Origin of the sequence: Streptomyces sp. NPDC048442, assembly GCF_040651475.1 — a bacterium.
In the GTDB taxonomy this organism is placed as follows: Bacteria; Actinomycetota; Actinomycetes; order Streptomycetales; family Streptomycetaceae; genus Streptomyces.
Map to the genome: position 1 here is coordinate 37,999 of NZ_JBEZKB010000011.1, position 17,467 is coordinate 55,465.

Here is a 17,467-nt window from a genome sequence, read left to right on the forward strand (position 1 = left end):
GTCAGGCCCGTGCTCTTCTCCGTTCTTCCCTCCGGCCTCCGGGATACCCGATGACCCTCAGCGCACTGCCCCAACCCACCCGAATACCAGCCCCCGACCGGTTGTCGCCCCGAGCGCAAGAGCTGCTGCACCTGTACGCGCGTGGCCTGAGCCCGAAAGTGATCAGCGCGCAACACGGCTTCAGCCGGCGCGAGGCCCGTGAGCTCCTCCAGCGAGCGTCCTACGACCTCAAGGCCGCAGCCCCTCGTGCCGGGGCGGTGATGTTCCACGCCGTACTGCTGGACCAGGTCCCCGCGCCTCCACAGTCACGGTTGTACCTCACGGACCAGGCTCTGGTCTTCGTCGCCGACCTCGTCCTGGGCCGCACCGAGCACAGCATGGCAAACGACCGCAGCACCACCCAAGGGGCTCTGGACGTGCTGGGCAAAGGTGTGCTCCGGGAACTGGGCGCCACGACGTACGCCCACGCCGTCTATCTCGCCACACCCACCCTGCTGGCCATCCCTTCCGCCGATCTGACAGCAGCACGGTCCCGAGTCACCACGCTGCGCCCCTGAACCCGCCAGCACACCGCTCCTACCGCCGAGCCAGAGCACCCCCCGCCGAAGGCCCCGGCATCCCGCGCCACCAACCCCGCCCTTTCACTACACACCCAGGAGTTTTCATGACCCACGCGGACACCGACTACCACCGTCCCGGACAGCGCCGCATCGGCGCCCTGGCCCTCATCCGCAATACCAGGGGCGAGGTACTGCTCGTCAACCCGTCCTGCAAGGACGGGCACATCCTCGTCGGCGGCGGCGCCCTGCCGGACGAGGAGCCCCAGCACGCCGCGTACCGGGAGGCCGTCGAGGAGACCGGACTCACTCAGCTCCACGTCGGCGACCTGCTGCTCGTCGACTACATCCCCGCCAACCCGACGAACGGCGCTGTGGAGGGGTACAACTTCGTCTTCGACGCCGGGACGATCTCCGACGACGACGCCATCGTCTTGCCCGCAGGACTCCCCGGCCAGGAGCCGGAACTCACCAGTTGGGTGTTCTGCCCGCCGGACCAGCTGGACACCTACTGCCTCCCCTACCAGGCGCGGCGGATCACTGAGGCGTTGGCCGCGCTCGCTCACCCCTCCCGCCGCGGGCTGCGCATCGAAGGCATGTCCGCTCGCTAGCCGCCCCTGCGCCGATTCTGGAGACCTCCATGCCTGTCCGCAATCCACCACCGCGCACCCTGCGTCCGCCGACGCCCGCCTGTGCCGTCCTGGTACTCGGAGCCGCCGTGCTGCTGGCCGGGTTCCAGAAACCCGATCCGACCATGCCCGTGGCCGCAACGCCCACGCCGCCGGTGCCGTACATGGCAGAGGCCGAGGCGTCGTACCTGTGCCTGCCTGGACCGGGCCGCGACCAGAGCACCGTCTTCTTGACCACGATCGGGCCGCCCCTCCTCTCCGTGGATACAGCCCGCTGTGTCACGGACGTGCTGAATCAGGGTTCGGGGGTGCACGGGTGATGCCCCCGCAGTGGCCGGACCTCGCGCAGGACCTCATCCAACGCGCGGCGGCGGACCGCACGTTCCGCGCCCGGCTCGTACGTGGTCAGCTCCCGGCGACGGCGTACGACGCCGGCATCCGCCAGCAGCAGGCGAACATCGAGATCCTCCTAAAGGTCCTGGACGCTCAAGGGTGGCCGGACCGCGCACTCCTCGGCGACGTGGGAACGGCGGCGGCCGGGCACATCGCCCTTCACGCCGACCACTCCCACGACCTCCAGCGCCTCGCCCTGGGCTACCTGCGCACAGCCTCCGAGCAGGACCGCGAGCTTCTGCCCCCGTGGGCTCACCTGCACGATCGGTGCAGTGTCACCGCCGGACAGCCCCAGGTCTACGGCACACAGCACCGCCTGGTCGACGGATCGTTCAGCGTCCTGCCGGTGGCCGACCCCGCGCGCTTGGACACCCGCCGGACCGCGGTCGGCCTGCCGCCGTACGCGACCGCCCACGCCCAGCTCCTCACCCGGTTTGCTGCTCTCCTCCACCCACCCCCGGGCGAAGGCGACGAGCCCGCCTCCGACCCCGGCCTCACCGCCCTGCTCGCCCACACCTGACGAGAGGACCCCCATGTCGCTGTCCGTTCTGATCCTGGCCGGGGCCATCGGTGCTGCCGCCGCCGTGCACACCGCTCAGCGCCAATGGCACCACCGCCAGACCACCGCCCAGCGCCAGCAGCACCATCGTCAGGCGATGAAGATGGCGCTGCACAAGGTGCACAACGACATCCTTCTGACTGCCATGACGCACCCCGATCTCGACCCCGTTTGGGAACGCGTGCACCCGAAGTACGTCCATGCCGGCGAGTCCGGACCGTTGCTGATGCACCAGGCGTGGCTCGAACACTGGCGGTACGGACTAGACGTCGGCGAGTACACGACCGAGGCACTCCGCCTGAACGCGCGGCACTTCATGAAGGACCCCCTCGGCCTGAAGGCATGGGGCTTGACGCGTCACGGCCGCGCCCAGCAGGCCCACGTCGGCGCCAAGCGCACGCACGTCGGGCTGCTGGACGCGGCGTACGTGGAAGCCGGTGGTCCCAGCGCGTACCCCGAACTTGAACGTCCCACCTCGGTCTGATGCGACACGTACTGCACGACAGGCAGCAGAACTCCGCCGATCCGGCGGCGATTACGAGGGGTGCCATGTGCTCGCACGTTGTGTCCCGTTTCTTCACGGTGCGATCCGGATGCTCCCGCAGGGGTGGCTTCGCCGTGTTAGGCCGACACTGCAGTGCCGTGGGCATCGATGGCCGGCGGCAGGCTGCGCACACGCTCGCGCAGGTCGGCGACTCCGGCCGCCTCGGTCCGGCCGAGCGTCTGGGTGAGGGCGGTAAGCCGGGTTCGGGAGGTGGAGCGCAGCCGTGCGGCGGGCGCGCAGTCCAGTACGGCAAGGGCGCGTTGTGCCGCGTCGGAGGGCTCGTTGGGGGCCTCGATCTGTGCCGTCAGCAACGAGGCGGCGGCCCAGCCGGGTGTGCCGTGGACGGCTGCCGCCAGGGATTCCTCGGCGAAGGCAGCCGCGCGGTCGGTGCGGCCCAGCACGCGGTGGGCTTCCGCTGCGTGAAGGCTGTGCTCGGCGGCGTCGTACCCGACGCGCCCTGGCGCCCATCCGGTCGCGTCGGCTTCCAGTTCTCTGCTGGCGTCTGCCAGGGCGGTGTCGGCTTCGGTTTCTCGGCGGAGTTCCGCGAGGGTGGCGAGGCGTGCCCAGCTGTGGAGCTGGGCGCGGGGGAGGCCGGCGGGGGCGTAGGTGAGGCCGCGTTCGGCGTGCGCGAGTGCTGCTGTGTGCTGGCCGGAGGCCCGCGCGACCATCGCTTGTGCCCCGCAGGCCCAGGCCGCGAGCCGGGCGTCTCCCACACGGTCCCCATAGGTGAACGCCGTTGCCAGGTGTGCCCGCGCGCCCGGGGTGTCGCCCAAGTGGTGGGCAAGGTTGCCGAGGAGGGCGGAAAGCCAGCCGATGCCGCGCCGGAGGTCGGTGCCGACCGAGCCGCCTGCCGGTGTTCCGGACAGGGCGATAGTCAAGAGCTTCCGCGCTTCGTGGACTTCGGCGAAGAGCAGGTGAGGCGGATGCTTGCTGTAGCCGAGGTTGTAGAACTCCACTGCTGCGTCGGCGAGTTCGACGACGGTGGGGCTCCCGGTCGGGTCGGCCAGCAGTGCCAGATGCAGGGAGTCGCGGACGGCGGGAAGGCCGGCGGAGGTCGTCATTGTCACCATGTTTTCCTGCGCGGGCGGTACGCACGCTTGGGGGCCGGAAGCACTGTATCGATCGCCGTGCAGGTCCCGCACGGTCTGCGGGGGCCGGGCCAAGCCGAGTTGGTCCGGCCGGGCCCGGTAGACACTGCACAGCGCCACTGCGTAGTCGGAGTTCGGCCGCTCACCTGGATGGTGCTCCCATCGGCAGAGCATCGACTCCGACATGCCCGGCGGGCGCAGGCCGCGGGTGCGGTACCACGCGCCGACCCGGTCGACCGTGCGCGAGCGCGGCCAGCCGAGCGCCAGTCGCCACGCCTCCAGCGGGTGGATCTCAGGCAGCCGGTCGCCGATGGCCTGGGCGGTTTCCTGGGTGGTCTGCCCGCATGCTCTGCCCTGCTCACTGATCCCGGAGGCGACTTTGCGGATGTAGGCCCGGCGCGAAGGACTGATACCGACTGTGATCACCGGCGCACCTTCCGCAGTCACTCCTGGTGTGGGCCACGGTATCGGAATGGGTGCGCCGGGGGCAGAGCGCCACCGGCCCAGGGCATTGCGGGTGACCCGCAATGCGGGCCCGCGAGGTCCGCAATGACATCGCCTGGTCCGGGCACGACGCTGTGCTCGGATCCCGCCCCCCCTGCACGGCCCCGCTCCCACCTGCCTCGTCTCCTTCGGCTGCGTCCGTCGGCCTGCCACTCTGCGGCTCTTGCAGGGCAGCGCCGACCTCCGTCTCAGCCGGATTCCGTTGTCCTTCGCACGACAGGAGTTTCTGTGCCCCCCTCCCCTCACTACGCCATGCCCGCGTCGGCGTGCCCCGAGCCGCTCCTTGCACAGAAGGCGAGCCCCCTCCTCGGCTCCGCGCCAGCGAATCTGGTTGCCGCTGACGCCCTCGCACAGAGCGGCTTCGCGACCCGCCCCGAACTCGGGCAGCACTTCCTGCGCTCGCAGCGGGCCGCTCGACATCTCGTGGAGAGCGCCGAACTCCCGCCGGACGCCCAGGTCGTGGAGATCGGTGCCGGACTGGGCACGCTCTCGGCAACGGTCGCCGAATCGGGCTGCCGGATCTGGGCCGTGGAGAAGGATGTCCGGCTCGGCGCCATCCTCCAGCAGTCCCTGCACCGGTTCGGGCCGCGTGCGCGGATCGCCATGACGGACATCCGGAAGGTGTCGCTCGCCGACGGTCTGGAGCCGGGTTCTGTCCTCCTGTCGATCCTGCCGTTCGACTGGGAATTGTCCGCAACGTTGTTGCTGCACGTGTTCTCCGCGACCGCCAAGGTCGAGCGCGGGCTCGTGGTCGTACCGGGGCGCACCCTGGATTACTTCGACGCCGGCGGCACCGGTACGGGCGGCCTGCGACTGAGCGAAGTCGACGGCATTTCGCGCGCCGAGTTCTGGCCCAAGGCGTCCGAGCCGCTGCGTGTCGTGACGGTCGGCAGGTTCTGATGCCGACGCTCGTGGTGACGAACGACTTCCATTCGACGGTGCCCACCGGGCGCACTCTGTTGGCCGCCATACGGGAACACCGTGCCAAGGGTGCGCTGGTCATTGATGCCGGTGACTTCTTCGGCGGCAACGCGTTCCACGAATTTTCCCAGGGGGGTGTGGAGGAAAAGCTCCTGTCCGGGTCGTACGACGCCGTAGTGCCGGGCAATCACGACTTCGCCGATCTGCTGCGGCTACGCGAGCCGGAGCGCTTTCCGCCGGTGGTCTGCGCGAATCTTCGACCTCCCGCTGCCTTCGCTGGGAGCTGGTCGAGCAGCATGATGTGGCAGCGGCAGAACGTGCGCATCGGCATCATCGGCTACCTGGGCCGACAGGCTTACGATGCCGTTCCGTCCGGGGAACGGGCTGGATTCGCCTTCGTCGACCCGACAGCAGAGCTGATCGCGGGCGAGCGGGACCGGCTCGTGCGTGACGGTGCCGACGTCGTGCTGGGTGTCAGCCACACCGGGTTCGCGTCCGACGTCGCCCACCAGGAGGCGGGGTGGCCGCTGCCGCTGGTCCTGTCCGGACACTGCCACAGCCCCTGGTACCACTGGTCCTCCCAGGGACGGCACGTCGTCAAGGCGCCCGAGACCGGCGAAGGGCTCCTGCGGATCGACTTCAGCGCCGTGGGGCCCCCGCAATTCGGCATCGAGCCGACCCCGACCCCGTCCTCGCCCGAGGCCGGTGCGTTCAAGGAAGACGGCCTGGGCGAAACCCTGGCCGCGTACGAGCGGTGGGGGAAGGAGCCCATCGGGGAGCTTGCCTCCCCGATGCCGGCGCGCGACGACGTCGTACGGCTCCTCGCGGCGAAGGCCCGGGAGGCGAGCGGGGCCGACGCTTTCCTGATCAGCCTGTGGGCCTTGCGCAGCGGTCTGCCCCGCAAGGTCACGCGCCAGGCCCTCCTCGACTGCGTTCCCTTCGACACCCTCCTCGTCCTGGTCGACGGCGGACAGGCCGCGGAAGCACTGGCAGAGCAGGCTCGCCAACTCGGCGAACACCCCGTACTCAGCCGGCGGCCCACAAGCCGTACGCAGCCCTCACTGGCCACGACCGCCTACCTCGCGGACCGGCTGGATCTGCCGGTCCGCCCGCTTTCCCCCTCGCGCTCGCTGCGCGACGTCCTCACTGACCTCGTAAGGGAGTCCTGATGCACGACTTACTGCACCTCGACGGCCACGACATGGTGCACGGACCCACCTCCCCACGGGAGTTCGCCTCCCGCCTCGTCCACGACGGAGCCGGGGCCGCTCTGGTCTCCTTCGCCCCCGAGCATCACGATCGCAACCTCGAACTCAGCCTGGGTCTGTTGTCGGCGCTGGGCCCCGTCCTGAGCGTCTACCCCGCGGACGGGTGCTGGAGCGACCTTGAGGTACGCACCGGCGTGGACCCGGGACGCACCCACGGCACCGGCGAAAACCAGCTGCACGTCGACCTGGTCGACCGGGCGCTTCCGCCGCGCTATATCGCCCTGTACTGCGTGCGGGACGACCCCCGAGGGGGCGGCGCATCCGCACTGTCCGACCTGCGGGCAGCCTCCGCCAGGCTGTCCCGTCCCGACCGGAACCTGCTGGAGCAGTCGCTGTTCTCCTACTGGGCCGATGAGGGAGTCCACGGAGTCGGCGAGAGCCTGATCCGGTTCCCCGTTCTTCCCGAAGGCGAAGACGCGCCGATCCGGTTCACCAGCAAGATGCTCCCCCACCTCCGCCACGGCACCCTCCTGCCTGTCGAAGCCGACGAGCTGGTGCCACGCGTCTGCGAGGCGTTCAGCCACCTCGTCGACGCGGCCCACGAACTCCGTAGCACCGTGCGGCTGTGCCCGGGACAGCTGCTCGTCTTCGACCAGTTCCGATACGCCCACGGGCGGATGCCCCTGGGCAGCGGCCAGGCCGATGTCCCGGTCGCGCAACGCCGTCTGCTGAAGCAGACCTATGTCGGGGGTACGCGGTGATCCTGACCGGACCGGCCATTGCCCAGGCGGTTTCCCGGGGCGACCTCACCATCGACCCGTTCGACGCGGGCCTGGTGAACCCCAACAGCTACAACTACCGCCTCGGCAACGAGCTGAAGGTAGCGCTGGACACTCCGGCCGACCCCCGGGCGGAGGCCCGGCTGGAGACGATCGCGCTCACCGACCAGGGATACCTCCTGAAGCCGCGCACGGTCTATCTCGGCTCCACCGTCGAGCGGATCGGCAGCGACCGCTACGTCACCAGCCTGATCGGCCGTTCGTCCCTGAGCCGGCTCGGATGCTTTCTGCAGATCTCCGCTGACCTCGGCCAGCTCGGCGCCGTGCACCAGTGGACGCTGGAGATCGTCGTGGTCCAGCCCCTCGTCGTCTATCCGGGGATGCGGGTCGGGCAGGTGTCCTTCTGGGACACGGCGGGCGCCGCCATGCCCTACGACGGCCACTACGGCACGCTCAGCGTTCCCTCTCCCTGGTCCCCCCGCGCCCTGTCCGGAAGCCGTCACCAGGAAGAGGCCGCAGCATGATTCTCACCGGCCCCGAAATCCATGCCCAGGTCAAGAGCGGGCACATCGACATCGAGCCGTTCGATGCGGCCCTGTTGAGCCCCAACAGCTACGACTTCCACCTGGGCGACTCCATCGGCTGGTATACCGAAGAAGTCCTCGACTGCGCCCGCGAGAACCCTTTCGAGCACCACACGATCCCCGCCGACGGCATCGTCCTGTTCCCCGACAAGATCTACCTGGCCGCCACCCGCGAACGCATCGGCAGCGACCACTTCGTCCCGATCATGCGGGCCCGGTCCTCCACTGCCCGGCTTGGCGTGTTCACCCACGTGACCGCCGACCTGATCGACATCGGCTCGCACGGCCTCCTGACCCTGCAGCTGCACGCCGTGCAGCCGGTGCGGATCTACCCGGGCATGCTGATCGGCCAGGTCACCTTCTGGCGCGTCCAGGGAGACGTCGTCCTCTACGACGGCAAGTACCAGGCTGCCGACCGGGCCATGCCCTCGCAGTCCTACCGCGACTTCGAAGGGCGGTCCTGAACCATGCCCGCAGTACAACGGAGCCAACGCCATGAACGGGTCGTCGCCGTGGTGGCGCACCCGGACGACGCCGAACTCCTCGCGTATGGCACCCTGCGCCGCTACCGGAAACGGGGAGCCACGGTCACGGTGCTGATGGCAACCGACGGTGCACGCGGCATCTCCCTCGCGGACGCCGAGCGCGGGATACGCCTCGCCCCGAAGGAGCGCGTCCATGAGGTGGAAGGAGCGTGGGCCAGCACCGGGGTCGAAGTGGCCTCTCTGGGGCTGGCCGACGGTGCGTTGAGCGCCGAGCCTGAACTGATCCCGCACGTCGAGGGAGCGCTCGTCCGGGTGGGATGCACCGTGCTGATCACCCACAGTCCGCGAGCGGCCAACGACCACCAGGACCACCGTGCGCTCGCCGCCGCCGCGACGAACGCGGCCACCCGCCTGCCGTCCTGCCACACCGTGCTGTACGGCGAACCGCACGCCCCACGGTCCGGGTTCGCCCCGACCGTCCTGGTCGACATCACCGGCTTCCTCGACGACAAGATCAAAGCGCTGGCACAGCACGCCAGCCAGGGTGCGCGCTGGTACCTCGGCGAGTCCTACACCCGTGACCGGGCCGCTGCGGCGGGATGGCGGCTGCGGCCGGCCGACACCGCGGCGGGCCGCCGGTACGAGGCGTTCGAGACCCCACTCCTCACCTTGCTGCACCCGCTTGCGGGAGAGGAGCAGGAGTGATCTACATCGAACAGCCCCCGTTCCTGCCGTGGTTGGGGTTCTGCGAAGCGCTCGTGGCGTGCAGCACCGTCGCGCTGTACGACGACGTCGCGTACTCCGAGCGCGGCTGGCAGAACCGCAACCGGATCAAGACCCCCAACGGGGTGGCCTGGGTGACCGTGCCCGTGGTCCGCAACTCCGGCCAGCTGATCCGCGACGTACGGATCGCCGAGGTGTTCCGTCCGCAGCAGACGCTGAAATCACTGCGGACGGCGTACGGCCGCAGTCCGTACGCCGAGGAGGTCTTGCAGGTCATCGCACCACCGCTGGTGCAGAACACCCGGTGGCTCGCCGACCTCAACATCGGGCTCGTCACGCAGATCGCCACCGCGCTCGGTTCCCGTGCCCACCTGGTACTGACCTCGCAGCTGCGCATCCAGGCTGCCGACGGCAAGAGCGAGTGGATCGCACGCATCTGTGCGCACGCCCAGGAGAAGGAGCTGTGGGCCGGATCCGGCACCCGTCGCTACCTCGACACCGGCGCGCTGGCTCAGCAGCAGATAGCCGTGGCATGGAACGAGTTCGCCGACCGCCATCCCCACTACGCCCAGGCGTGGCCCCAGCAGGGCTTTGTCCCCGGTCTGTCCGTCGTGGACGCCGCCTGCGCGCTGGGCTGGGCCGGACTGGCCGCCATGCTCCGCTCCGGCTACACCGCCTACCGCACCGCCACCGGAGGGCCCCAATGAACCGACCTCGCCTGCTCACCGGCATCGACCTACCCCTGGAGCCATCCTGTGGCTCGACCATCTGGTGCAGCGACGTCTACCAGCAGCTTGCCCCTGACCTACACACCACGTTTCTGTCGCTGCCCGGTTCGGGAGCGTGGCAGCACGGCTTCGAAGCAACGGCCGCGCTCACAGCCGGGAAACAGCCCTACGGGCCCCACTTCGACCGGTACGCCGACGAGTTGACCGCCGAGGTCGGGGCGCTGGTGCGCTCCCTGTCGCCCGATCTTCTCCACGCCCAGCACCTGGGCTTCGGGCTCGCCCTCGCCCTCGCCCGCAGCGCGGGGAGCATCCCGCTCGTCTCCATCGCCCACGGCACCGACGTGATCGCTGCCGCCGAGAACCTGCAGGCCCTCCGGACCATGGTCGAGATCATGGACGCCAGCACCGCGGTGGCGGTGCCGAACACCGCCCTCGCCGACCAGATCAACGCCCTCACGCAGCACCAGTTCGCCGACCGGCTGACCATCGTCCCCTGGGGCATCCCGCTGCCCGCCTCTCCCACCGCACGCCCCACGGCCGACCACCGTCTGCGCCTGCTGCACGCCGGGCGGCTGGACGCCAACAAGAGCACGATCACCGCCATCGATGCGATGGCCCTCACCGCCCGCGAACACCACCTGACCATCATCGGCAGCGGCCCCGAACTGCGCGCCCTGCGGGCACGCGCAGACGAACTCGGCCTGGCCGAGCGGCTCCGCTTCGAGCCGTTCCTCCCGCGCGAGGACCTGTGGGAGCGCTTCGCCGACTTCGACGCGCTGCTGTCCACCACCAAGCAACTCGAAGCATTCGGCCTGGTCGCCGTCGAGGCCCAGGCCCACGGTCTGCTCGTCGTCTACGGCGACTTGCCCGGACTGCGTCACACCCTGGGAACCGGGGCACTGCCCTACACGCCCGGGGACGCAGCATCCCTGGCTGCGTGCCTCGACCAGCTCGCGAACGATCCGGCCCTGCGCCGCACCCTCAGCGAGGGGGCAGCAGCCAGCGCCCGCCAGCACGACCTCCACACCACGGCCGCACGCCTGCGGGACCTGTCGACGAAGGCCATGGGGAGGGCCGGCCGTGACTGACACACCCCTGTACGCAAGCCGCCTGTGGCCACCGGTCCGACGCCGTGCGGCCGACCCCTCGGCGTCGACCATGGACCTGCTGGAGTCCCTCGGCTTCGTCGGCAAGACGGACGCCACCGGCGTCCACACCCTGCTGCCGCTCGGACTGCGCGTCCACGACCGCCTTGCCCGGATCGCCCGCACGGCCTTCGAAGAACGCGGCCTGAACAGCGTCGGCTTCCCGACCCTGCAGAGCCGCACCTTGTGGGAGCAGTCGGGCCGGTGGGCGACTTACCAGGCCGAAGGGGCGCTGCTGACCACCCGCAGCCACAGCGGGGAAGAGCTGTGCCTCGCTCCGACTTCCGAGGAGATAGCGGTCGCCACCGTACGAGAACACCTGCGCTCGTACCGCGATCTGCCGGTCCGGCTCTTTTTGAGCACGTCCAAGTTCCGGGACGAGCTCGCCCCGCGGGGCGGAATGATGCGCGGGCGTGAGTTCACCATGGCCGACGCCTACACCTTCGACACCAGCCCCGAGGACATGCGCACCTCGACCGGTCTGCTCAACGACGCCTGCCGCGCGGCCCTGTGCGCGATGGGCCTGACCGGCGTGTTCCAGGCGCCCGCCGACGGCGGCAGCATCTCGGCAGGCCCCTCCACCGAGCACCTCGTACTCGGCGACATCGGGCAGAGCACCCTCCTCGCCTGTGACTACTGCGGCCACCGCGGCGACGCCGCCCTCCTCACCGCACTGCCTCCATTCGCCTCCGATCCCGTCGTCAACGTCATCGCCTTCACCCTCACCACCGTCGACGGCACCAGTACCCCCGCAGCGGTGGCGATCCGTTCCGACCTCCACGTCAGCCCCCGCAAACTCGCCGCAGCCAGCGGCGCGGTACACGTGGAACTCCTCGACGCGGAACACCTTCCGGCCCTCTTCGGAAAACACGCCGGCACCCTCACCCCGTGGGACTGCACCGGCACGCCCCTCTACTTCGACCACTCGGTGGCCTCCCTGGAGAAGTTCTCCGTCTCCGACGGCGCCGCCGGGCTGCGCACAGGCGTCTCCTGGTCAGGGGCAACGGGGCTGCCCGCGCTCTCTCCCACCAGCAGCGACCTGAGCCAGGCCGCACCGGGCATGACGTGCGGGCGCTGCACGCAGGGGCGGTTCCACGAGGTGCGGTGCGTGGAAGTCGCGCACGTGTTCGAACTCGGCACGCAGTACGCCGCCCCCATGGGCCTGAACTTCACCGACCAGCAGGGCCGCTCCCGCACCCCGCACATGGCCTGTTCCGGCATCGGGATCACCCGGTGCCTGCAGACCCTCGCCGAACTCCACCGCGACACCCTCGGCCTCCGCTGGGTCCCCCAGGCGGCACCCGCCGACCTGCACCTCACCGTCCTGCGCCCCGACCTGCCCGGCATGCGCGAACGCACCGACCGTACGGTGCACCAGCTCCGGGCACGCGGCGCCCGCCTGTTCGTCGACGACCGGCCCGAACCCAGCGGCGAGAAGTTCCGCTACGCCGCTCTCCTCGGTCTCCCCCGCTCCCTGGTCCTCTCTCCGCAGCACGACGACGACATCGAGCTCATCGACCGTGCGACCTCCCGCACGCGGCGAATGCCTCTCGTCCACATCCCGGACACCTGGAGCACGAACTAGACCCCGCACGCAGACAGATACGGTCCAATTCGGCGCCGAAGTTACATCACTTCGGCGCCGTATTCGGCATGCAAATAAACAGATCGAAGAGGCTCGAAGAATCAACAGAAGCGGATTGTCCGGAAAGAATTCCGACGCCGCCATGGGTATTGCCCTGATCTCAGGAGGGAACCTAGAGTTCACATTGCCAACGGGTCGTAGCTCAAAGGCAGGAGCACGGCATAAGTGTTGCCGAGGAGCTGGTTCGAATCCAGCCGGCCCGACCAATAACCGCTGACAAGGGGTCCATTACGGGTCCACTGCCCGACACCTGCAGTCCGCGCACCAAAGATCGAATCCACGGCAAACATCCGCCAGGAACGTTTATCGCCTTACCTACTTCGAATGCGATGCAGATGAAAATTGGAATCACCGGCGGCGGCAGCGCCGGGCACGTTGTACCTGCTCTCGCTGTTGCCGAACAACTCACGCGGGAACACGGGGGCGAGGTCGTGTTCTTCGGGCGCGTATCCAGCATTGAGCAGGAATACGCGGAGAAGGCAGGAATGCGTTTTTCCCCGGTCCCCTCGGCGGGACTGAAGCGATACCGTTCCTGGAGCAACCTGCTGATGCCGCTGACCGTGGCGCGCGGTGTCACCACCGCCGTACGCGCGATGCGCCGCGAGCGCCCCGACGTCCTGTTCTCCAAAGGGAGTTACGTCTCGGTTCCCGTGGGCCTCGCCGCGTGGCTCTGCGGGGTTCCGACCGTGATCCACGAGTCAGATCACTCCCTCGGACTCGCCCACAGAATCGTCGCCCGGCTGGCTGCCCGCGTCTGCCTGTCAGTCAGTGCCCCCGTCGGCACGCCGCGTTGGCTCGCCCGCAAGTCCACCGTGACGGGACTGCCGCTGCGGCACGACCTCGCCACCGGCAACGCGGAGCGCTTCCGCCACAGTCTCGGCATCCCCCACGGGCTGCCCGTGCTTCTGATCTTCTGCGGCTCAAGCGGTTCCGACCGGATCAACGAAGCGGTCGACCGGCAACTCGCCTCCCTGACAGCGGAATTCGCCGTCGTGCATGTGCGAGGCAAGGGCAAGCTGGTGCCCTCGCTCAGCGACATCCCGGGGTACTGGCAGTTGGAGTACCTCCACGAGGGCATGTCCGATGCCCTCTGGCTCGCCGACCTCGTACTCGGCCGCGCCGGAGCGACGACCCTCGCCGAACTGGAAGCCCTCGGCAAGCAAGCCGTACTCATCCCCCTGCCCGCCTCGGTCAGCCGCGGCGACCAGCTCGACAACGCCGCCGCCTACGCGCAGCGCTTTCCGGGCCGCTGCATCGTCGTCCCTGACGACCACCGCCTCGAAGGAGGAGCCGTCCTGGCCGATGCCTGCCGACGCTTGGCAGCGGGCAAGGCCCGCGCCCCGGGCCAGCAGCCCGATCCGCAGAACGTCCACCGCGCCGCCCGCCTGATCGCCCGGGAGACCATCGCCACCGCCAAACCAGCGCGGCCTTCGCGGCGCCGTTAGACGTCGTGGTGCCCGTACATCGCGACGATCTCGTCCTCGGACTCACCGCGGTAGGTGACGTGCCAGTGCATGTGCTTCGATTCCTGGTACAGCCCCAGATTGGTGGTCACCGAGCAGGCCCCGTACTCCTCCTCCACCTTCTGCGCGACCTTCCGCACCGTCTCCACCACCTCGGCGAGCAGCCCCGCTCCGCCGTTCCCGAGATCAGTCAGGGACGGGATGTGGGTCTTGGGGATGACGACGATGTGCACCGGGTACGCCGGCCTCGTGTGACGGAAGGCGAGAACGTTCTCCGTCTCCTCCACCACGTCGATCGGCACCAGCCCGGCAAGGGCCTGGTGGCAGTAGAAGTCCGAAACGGTCGTCGCCCCAGCAACAGTGGTCACAGCACGTCACTTTCACAGTCCGAGTACCGGTGTATCCGCCAGGCTACAGCGCGTCACTTCAGCGACGTAAATCTTGGCTCTCTCAGTGTGCAGCCCCGCACGCAAATCCACGTGCGCTCAGGCTCAACAGAACGCCTCCACCTCGTGAGCCACTCCACCTTCCATACATACGGGAGACCTCGTGACCGTGCACAAGCAGGACGACTCCGCCGAGGCCGATTCTTCCCCTCCCGCAGAGGAGACGCTGGCGTTCGATCACCCCGGCGGCGACAGCCTGGAACTCGCCGATCTCCTGACCGGCCACAGCATGGTCCGCCGCCTCCCGTCCCTGATTCGCCGCACGATGGCGCTGGCCTGGGCGGTCGACCGCAGGACGGTGCTTGTGCTGGTGGCATCCCAGATAGTCTCCGGGGCATCGGGGGCGTTGGGCCTGTTAGCCACCACACAGCCGATCTCCGTACTCATCGCGACAGCAACGGAGGTGAGCCACAGCCAGCTCGACGGGTGGTCGCCGACCTGCCCCATGGCGGTGAGGACGTAGACCACCCATCGACCATCCGGGGACACCGCCAGCGCCGACGGCAGGAGCCCGTCGATGACCATCTCGGCAGTCAAGTGCGGTCGCACTGGCGGATGCCACCTCCAACTCAATGGTCAGCCACCCACGCTTACACATGCGACAGTGAGCGGCCGGAGGTTCACCCGTCCATCTGGGTGATCAGGGATTTCGGCCGCATGTCCGTCCAGTTCTGTTCGACGTACGCGAGGCACTCCGAACGTGCGGCAGGTCCGTGCGCGGTCGCCCACCCCGCGGGGACCGGTGCGAACTCGGGCCACAACGAGTGCTGCCCCTCGTCGTTGACCAGCACCAGGTACGTGCCATCCTCATGCTCGAACGGGTTCGTCATCCGCCACCTCACTCTTGGTCAGTTCGGCGACTGCGCGGGTGCCCAGTGCCGGAAGGGACAACAGACCGACGACCGCCAGGAAGGCGCCGCCGATGATGTACAGGGCCTGTACCCCGAGGGAACTCGCGATCACGCTGCCGAGCAACGCGCCGACGGGCGCGCCGGAGTAGGCGATGAGCCTGCCGGACGACAGGACCCGGCTGAACAGCCTGGCCGGCGTGATGCATTGCCGCAGTGTGCCCGCGACGATGTTCTGGATGGCCATCAGGCCACCCGTGACGACCATCAGGGCACCCGCGACCCACGGATCACGAGTCAGTCCCATGGCGAGGATCGCCAGGCCTTCGGCTATCGCGCCGAAGCACCGGACCCTGCCTGGTCCCAGTTTGCCGGTCAGGAAAGGCGCGATGGCGCTGCCGCCGAACGCACCCACCGCCGCCGCGGTCAGCAGCAATCCGTACCCGAGGTCGGTCAGGCCGAATACTTCCTTGGCGAGCAGGACTAGCATGGCCGCCTTGGCGGCGAAGACCATATTGCCGAAGCAGGCCGTGATGGCCAGGACGCGCAGGATCCGGTTGCGCATCATCCACCGCAGGCCCTCGCCGATCTCGGCGCGCAGCGTCGTTTCCGGCTTTCCCGGTTTCCGCGGCGGGATTCCGTCCTTCAACCGGCTGACCAGTACGGAACTGACCGCGAAGGAGACCGCGTTGCCCAGGAACGGGAGCACCTGGGCGATGCTGAACAGCGCCGAACCGAGCGGTGGCCCGACGAAGTCCTCGCCGTTGGTCTGCGCCGCGGACATGCGGCCGTTGGCGACCGTCAGCGTCCGTTCGTCCCGCGACACCACGTCCGGGATCACCGACTGGGCCGCGACATCGAAGAACACCTGGCCGCAGCCGAGGAGGAACGCCGTCAGCACGATCGAGAGCGCGGTCACCTCCGAGGTGAGGACGAGCACGCACAACACGCCTACGACAACACATCGTGCGGCGTCCACCCACCACATCACCTTGCGCCGGTCCCACCGGTCCATCAGCGCACCCGCGTGCAGGCCGAACACCAACCACGGGATCTCCCCCGCGGCAACGACGAATCCCAGTACCAGCGGACTGTCGGTGACGTATACGGCGAGCAACGGCAACGCCGCCAGGTACATGCCGTCACCGAGGGTGGAGATCGCGGTCGCTGCCAACAGCTTGTGGAACGTCCGGCCAAGCCGGGTCTTGGGCTTGGCCGGTGCTGTCTTATTTAACAAGTACATACCCGTCGCTGGGCCGGTGGTCTCGGGACCGGCGGATGTCGATGAACGAGAACGACCGCTGCAGCCATCGGTCCCTGCCGTCGTATCGCGGCCGGAACGCGGTTCTGCCGTGCACTGTCACGCGATTGTCCACAATCGCCAAGTCGCCCGGTGAGAGCACCAGGGTGTGCGCGGCTTCGCCGACAGCGTCGCTCAACTCGGCCAGTGCCTGCGCGGCATCGGCCGACAGTCCTTGGGTCGCGGCGAAATCCACCCGGAAATCGGGATCGTCGGGCGCGCCTGTGAGCACAGCATGTTCGGGAGCGCCGGCTTCCGTTGCACCGAACGACGGTGGGGCATTTGTGGCGAACTCGGCACGGAACAAGGCGTCCCTGGTCCGGCTGGACAGCTGCGGCAAGATCGTGCGGATGCACGACAACCGCAGTCCCGCTATGGCTTCGTGGTCCGAACGCAGGCACAGCAACAGCACGTAGTCAGGCCGATGCTCATGAAACGCGTTCTCGCTGTGGAAGGTCAGCGTCGTGGAACCGGCATTGCCCTGAAATTCCTCATGGCCACGAACAGGTACGACGTCCTGCACCAGTGCACCGGATTTCTCCGCTTGGAATGCACCGGGCTCCCCCAAGCCGCATGCGACGAGCAGCAGCCCGGCCGCGGCCAGCGTGGCATGCCGTTGCACCGAGCCCTCGACCTGGGGAGTCGCGGCCAGCGTCGACGACTCGATGGGCATCCCACGCACCACCAGCGCACCGCTGCGGCCGGAGTCACGGCGGAAATCCCGGATACTCCGGCGGATGCCGCCGGGCAGGTCCTCCCATTGCGTGCGAGCCGCGGCCACCCAGCCCGGGTGGTCGACAAGGCCCTGTTCGACCCGCATCAACCCGTGCGCGGACGCGGCGATGCTGGACGCATCCTCACCGCCGAGCTTGCACACGGGCATCGATACGATCTCCCCAGCGGATCTCTGAACCGCCA

Annotated in this window: 21 protein-coding genes and 1 tRNA gene; 17 read left to right on the plus strand and 5 right to left on the minus strand. The window is 68.9% G+C overall.

Annotated elements, in window-relative coordinates; translation table 11 throughout:
• Positions 1–50 precede the first annotated feature (50 nt).
• The 5 genes from AB0D18_RS18445 (at position 51) to AB0D18_RS18465 (ending at position 2,622) form a co-directional block, all read left to right on the plus strand.
• Positions 51–557, plus strand: a complete 507-nt coding sequence (locus AB0D18_RS18445; protein WP_362419065.1) for a hypothetical protein — start codon at positions 51–53, stop codon at positions 555–557.
• 107 nt (positions 558–664) lie between these two features.
• On the plus strand, positions 665–1,168 hold the full coding sequence (locus tag AB0D18_RS18450) for an NUDIX hydrolase (RefSeq protein ID WP_362419068.1): 504 nt from the start codon (positions 665–667) through the stop codon (positions 1,166–1,168).
• Positions 1,169–1,197: 29 nt separating this feature from the next.
• Positions 1,198–1,506: a hypothetical protein gene (locus AB0D18_RS18455; RefSeq protein WP_362419071.1), complete on the plus strand. Its 309-nt coding sequence runs from the start codon at positions 1,198–1,200 to the stop codon at positions 1,504–1,506.
• Positions 1,506–2,099: a DUF6624 domain-containing protein gene (locus AB0D18_RS18460; RefSeq protein WP_362419074.1), complete on the plus strand. Its 594-nt coding sequence runs from the start codon at positions 1,506–1,508 to the stop codon at positions 2,097–2,099. Before AB0D18_RS18455 ends, AB0D18_RS18460 begins: the two co-directional genes overlap by 1 nt.
• Before the next feature lie 13 nt (positions 2,100–2,112).
• Positions 2,113–2,622, plus strand: a complete 510-nt coding sequence (locus tag AB0D18_RS18465; RefSeq protein ID WP_362419077.1) for a DUF6082 family protein — start codon at positions 2,113–2,115, stop codon at positions 2,620–2,622.
• Positions 2,623–2,759: 137 nt separating this feature from the next.
• Here AB0D18_RS18465 and AB0D18_RS18470 read toward each other — a convergent pair whose 3' ends face one another.
• On the minus strand, positions 2,760–4,196 hold the full coding sequence (locus AB0D18_RS18470) for a Twin-arginine translocation pathway signal (RefSeq protein WP_362419080.1): 1,437 nt from the start codon (positions 4,194–4,196) through the stop codon (positions 2,760–2,762).
• Positions 4,197–4,502: 306 nt separating this feature from the next.
• Between AB0D18_RS18470 and AB0D18_RS18475 the strand changes: the two genes are divergently transcribed.
• From AB0D18_RS18475 to AB0D18_RS18525, 11 genes are all read left to right on the plus strand, one after another.
• Positions 4,503–5,174, plus strand: coding sequence for an rRNA adenine N-6-methyltransferase family protein (locus tag AB0D18_RS18475; RefSeq protein WP_362419083.1), 672 nt, complete (start codon positions 4,503–4,505; stop codon positions 5,172–5,174).
• Positions 5,174–6,364, plus strand: a complete 1,191-nt coding sequence (locus AB0D18_RS18480) for a metallophosphoesterase (RefSeq protein WP_362419086.1) — start codon at positions 5,174–5,176, stop codon at positions 6,362–6,364. The genes AB0D18_RS18475 and AB0D18_RS18480 overlap by 1 nt, the downstream gene beginning before the upstream one ends.
• Positions 6,364–7,164, plus strand: a complete 801-nt coding sequence (locus AB0D18_RS18485) for a TauD/TfdA family dioxygenase (protein ID WP_362419089.1) — start codon at positions 6,364–6,366, stop codon at positions 7,162–7,164. Before AB0D18_RS18480 ends, AB0D18_RS18485 begins: the two co-directional genes overlap by 1 nt.
• Positions 7,161–7,706 (plus strand): deoxycytidine deaminase, encoded by a 546-nt coding sequence (locus AB0D18_RS18490; RefSeq protein ID WP_362419092.1) that lies wholly within the window; start codon positions 7,161–7,163, stop codon positions 7,704–7,706. Before AB0D18_RS18485 ends, AB0D18_RS18490 begins: the two co-directional genes overlap by 4 nt.
• Positions 7,703–8,230, plus strand: coding sequence for a dCTP deaminase (gene dcd / locus AB0D18_RS18495; RefSeq protein WP_362419095.1), 528 nt, complete (start codon positions 7,703–7,705; stop codon positions 8,228–8,230). The genes AB0D18_RS18490 and dcd overlap by 4 nt, the downstream gene beginning before the upstream one ends.
• A gap of 3 nt (positions 8,231–8,233) precedes the next feature.
• Positions 8,234–8,956, plus strand: coding sequence for a PIG-L family deacetylase (locus tag AB0D18_RS18500; protein ID WP_362419098.1), 723 nt, complete (start codon positions 8,234–8,236; stop codon positions 8,954–8,956).
• Positions 8,953–9,681: a WbqC family protein gene (locus AB0D18_RS18505; protein ID WP_362419101.1), complete on the plus strand. Its 729-nt coding sequence runs from the start codon at positions 8,953–8,955 to the stop codon at positions 9,679–9,681. The genes AB0D18_RS18500 and AB0D18_RS18505 overlap by 4 nt, the downstream gene beginning before the upstream one ends.
• Positions 9,678–10,790, plus strand: a complete 1,113-nt coding sequence (locus AB0D18_RS18510) for a glycosyltransferase family 4 protein (protein WP_362419104.1) — start codon at positions 9,678–9,680, stop codon at positions 10,788–10,790. The genes AB0D18_RS18505 and AB0D18_RS18510 overlap by 4 nt, the downstream gene beginning before the upstream one ends.
• A complete protein-coding gene (locus AB0D18_RS18515; protein ID WP_362419107.1) occupies positions 10,783–12,432 on the plus strand; it encodes an aminoacyl--tRNA ligase-related protein in 1,650 nt (549 codons plus the stop codon). Before AB0D18_RS18510 ends, AB0D18_RS18515 begins: the two co-directional genes overlap by 8 nt.
• 191 nt (positions 12,433–12,623) lie before the next feature.
• Positions 12,624–12,698: transfer RNA gene (locus AB0D18_RS18520), tRNA-Thr, on the plus strand.
• Positions 12,699–12,827: 129 nt separating this feature from the next.
• Entirely contained in the window at positions 12,828–13,937 is a 1,110-nt protein-coding gene (locus AB0D18_RS18525; protein ID WP_362419463.1) for a UDP-N-acetylglucosamine--N-acetylmuramyl-(pentapeptide) pyrophosphoryl-undecaprenol N-acetylglucosamine transferase, read from the plus strand.
• Here AB0D18_RS18525 and AB0D18_RS18530 read toward each other — a convergent pair.
• A complete protein-coding gene (locus AB0D18_RS18530) occupies positions 13,934–14,323 on the minus strand; it encodes an HIT domain-containing protein (protein ID WP_362419110.1) in 390 nt (129 codons plus the stop codon). The genes AB0D18_RS18525 and AB0D18_RS18530 overlap by 4 nt on opposite strands.
• A gap of 181 nt (positions 14,324–14,504) precedes the next feature.
• On the opposite strand from AB0D18_RS18530, the gene AB0D18_RS18535 reads away from it, so the two are divergent.
• Entirely contained in the window at positions 14,505–14,864 is a 360-nt protein-coding gene (locus AB0D18_RS18535; protein WP_362419113.1) for a hypothetical protein, read from the plus strand.
• 157 nt (positions 14,865–15,021) lie between these two features.
• Here the strand turns inward: AB0D18_RS18535 and AB0D18_RS18540 are convergent, their stop codons facing one another.
• From AB0D18_RS18540 to AB0D18_RS18550, 3 genes are read right to left on the minus strand one after another with little or no spacing between them, the layout of a single operon-like run.
• The gene (locus AB0D18_RS18540; RefSeq protein ID WP_362419116.1) at positions 15,022–15,231 is read right to left on the minus strand and encodes an MbtH family protein; all 210 of its coding nucleotides are present in this window, start codon (positions 15,229–15,231) and stop codon (positions 15,022–15,024) included.
• Positions 15,209–16,492, minus strand: coding sequence for an MFS transporter (locus AB0D18_RS18545; RefSeq protein WP_362419119.1), 1,284 nt, complete (start codon positions 16,490–16,492; stop codon positions 15,209–15,211). The genes AB0D18_RS18540 and AB0D18_RS18545 overlap by 23 nt, the downstream gene beginning before the upstream one ends.
• A complete protein-coding gene (locus AB0D18_RS18550; protein WP_362419122.1) occupies positions 16,476–17,432 on the minus strand; it encodes a TauD/TfdA family dioxygenase in 957 nt (318 codons plus the stop codon). The genes AB0D18_RS18545 and AB0D18_RS18550 overlap by 17 nt, the downstream gene beginning before the upstream one ends.
• Between the last annotated feature and the right edge of the window lie 35 nt (positions 17,433–17,467).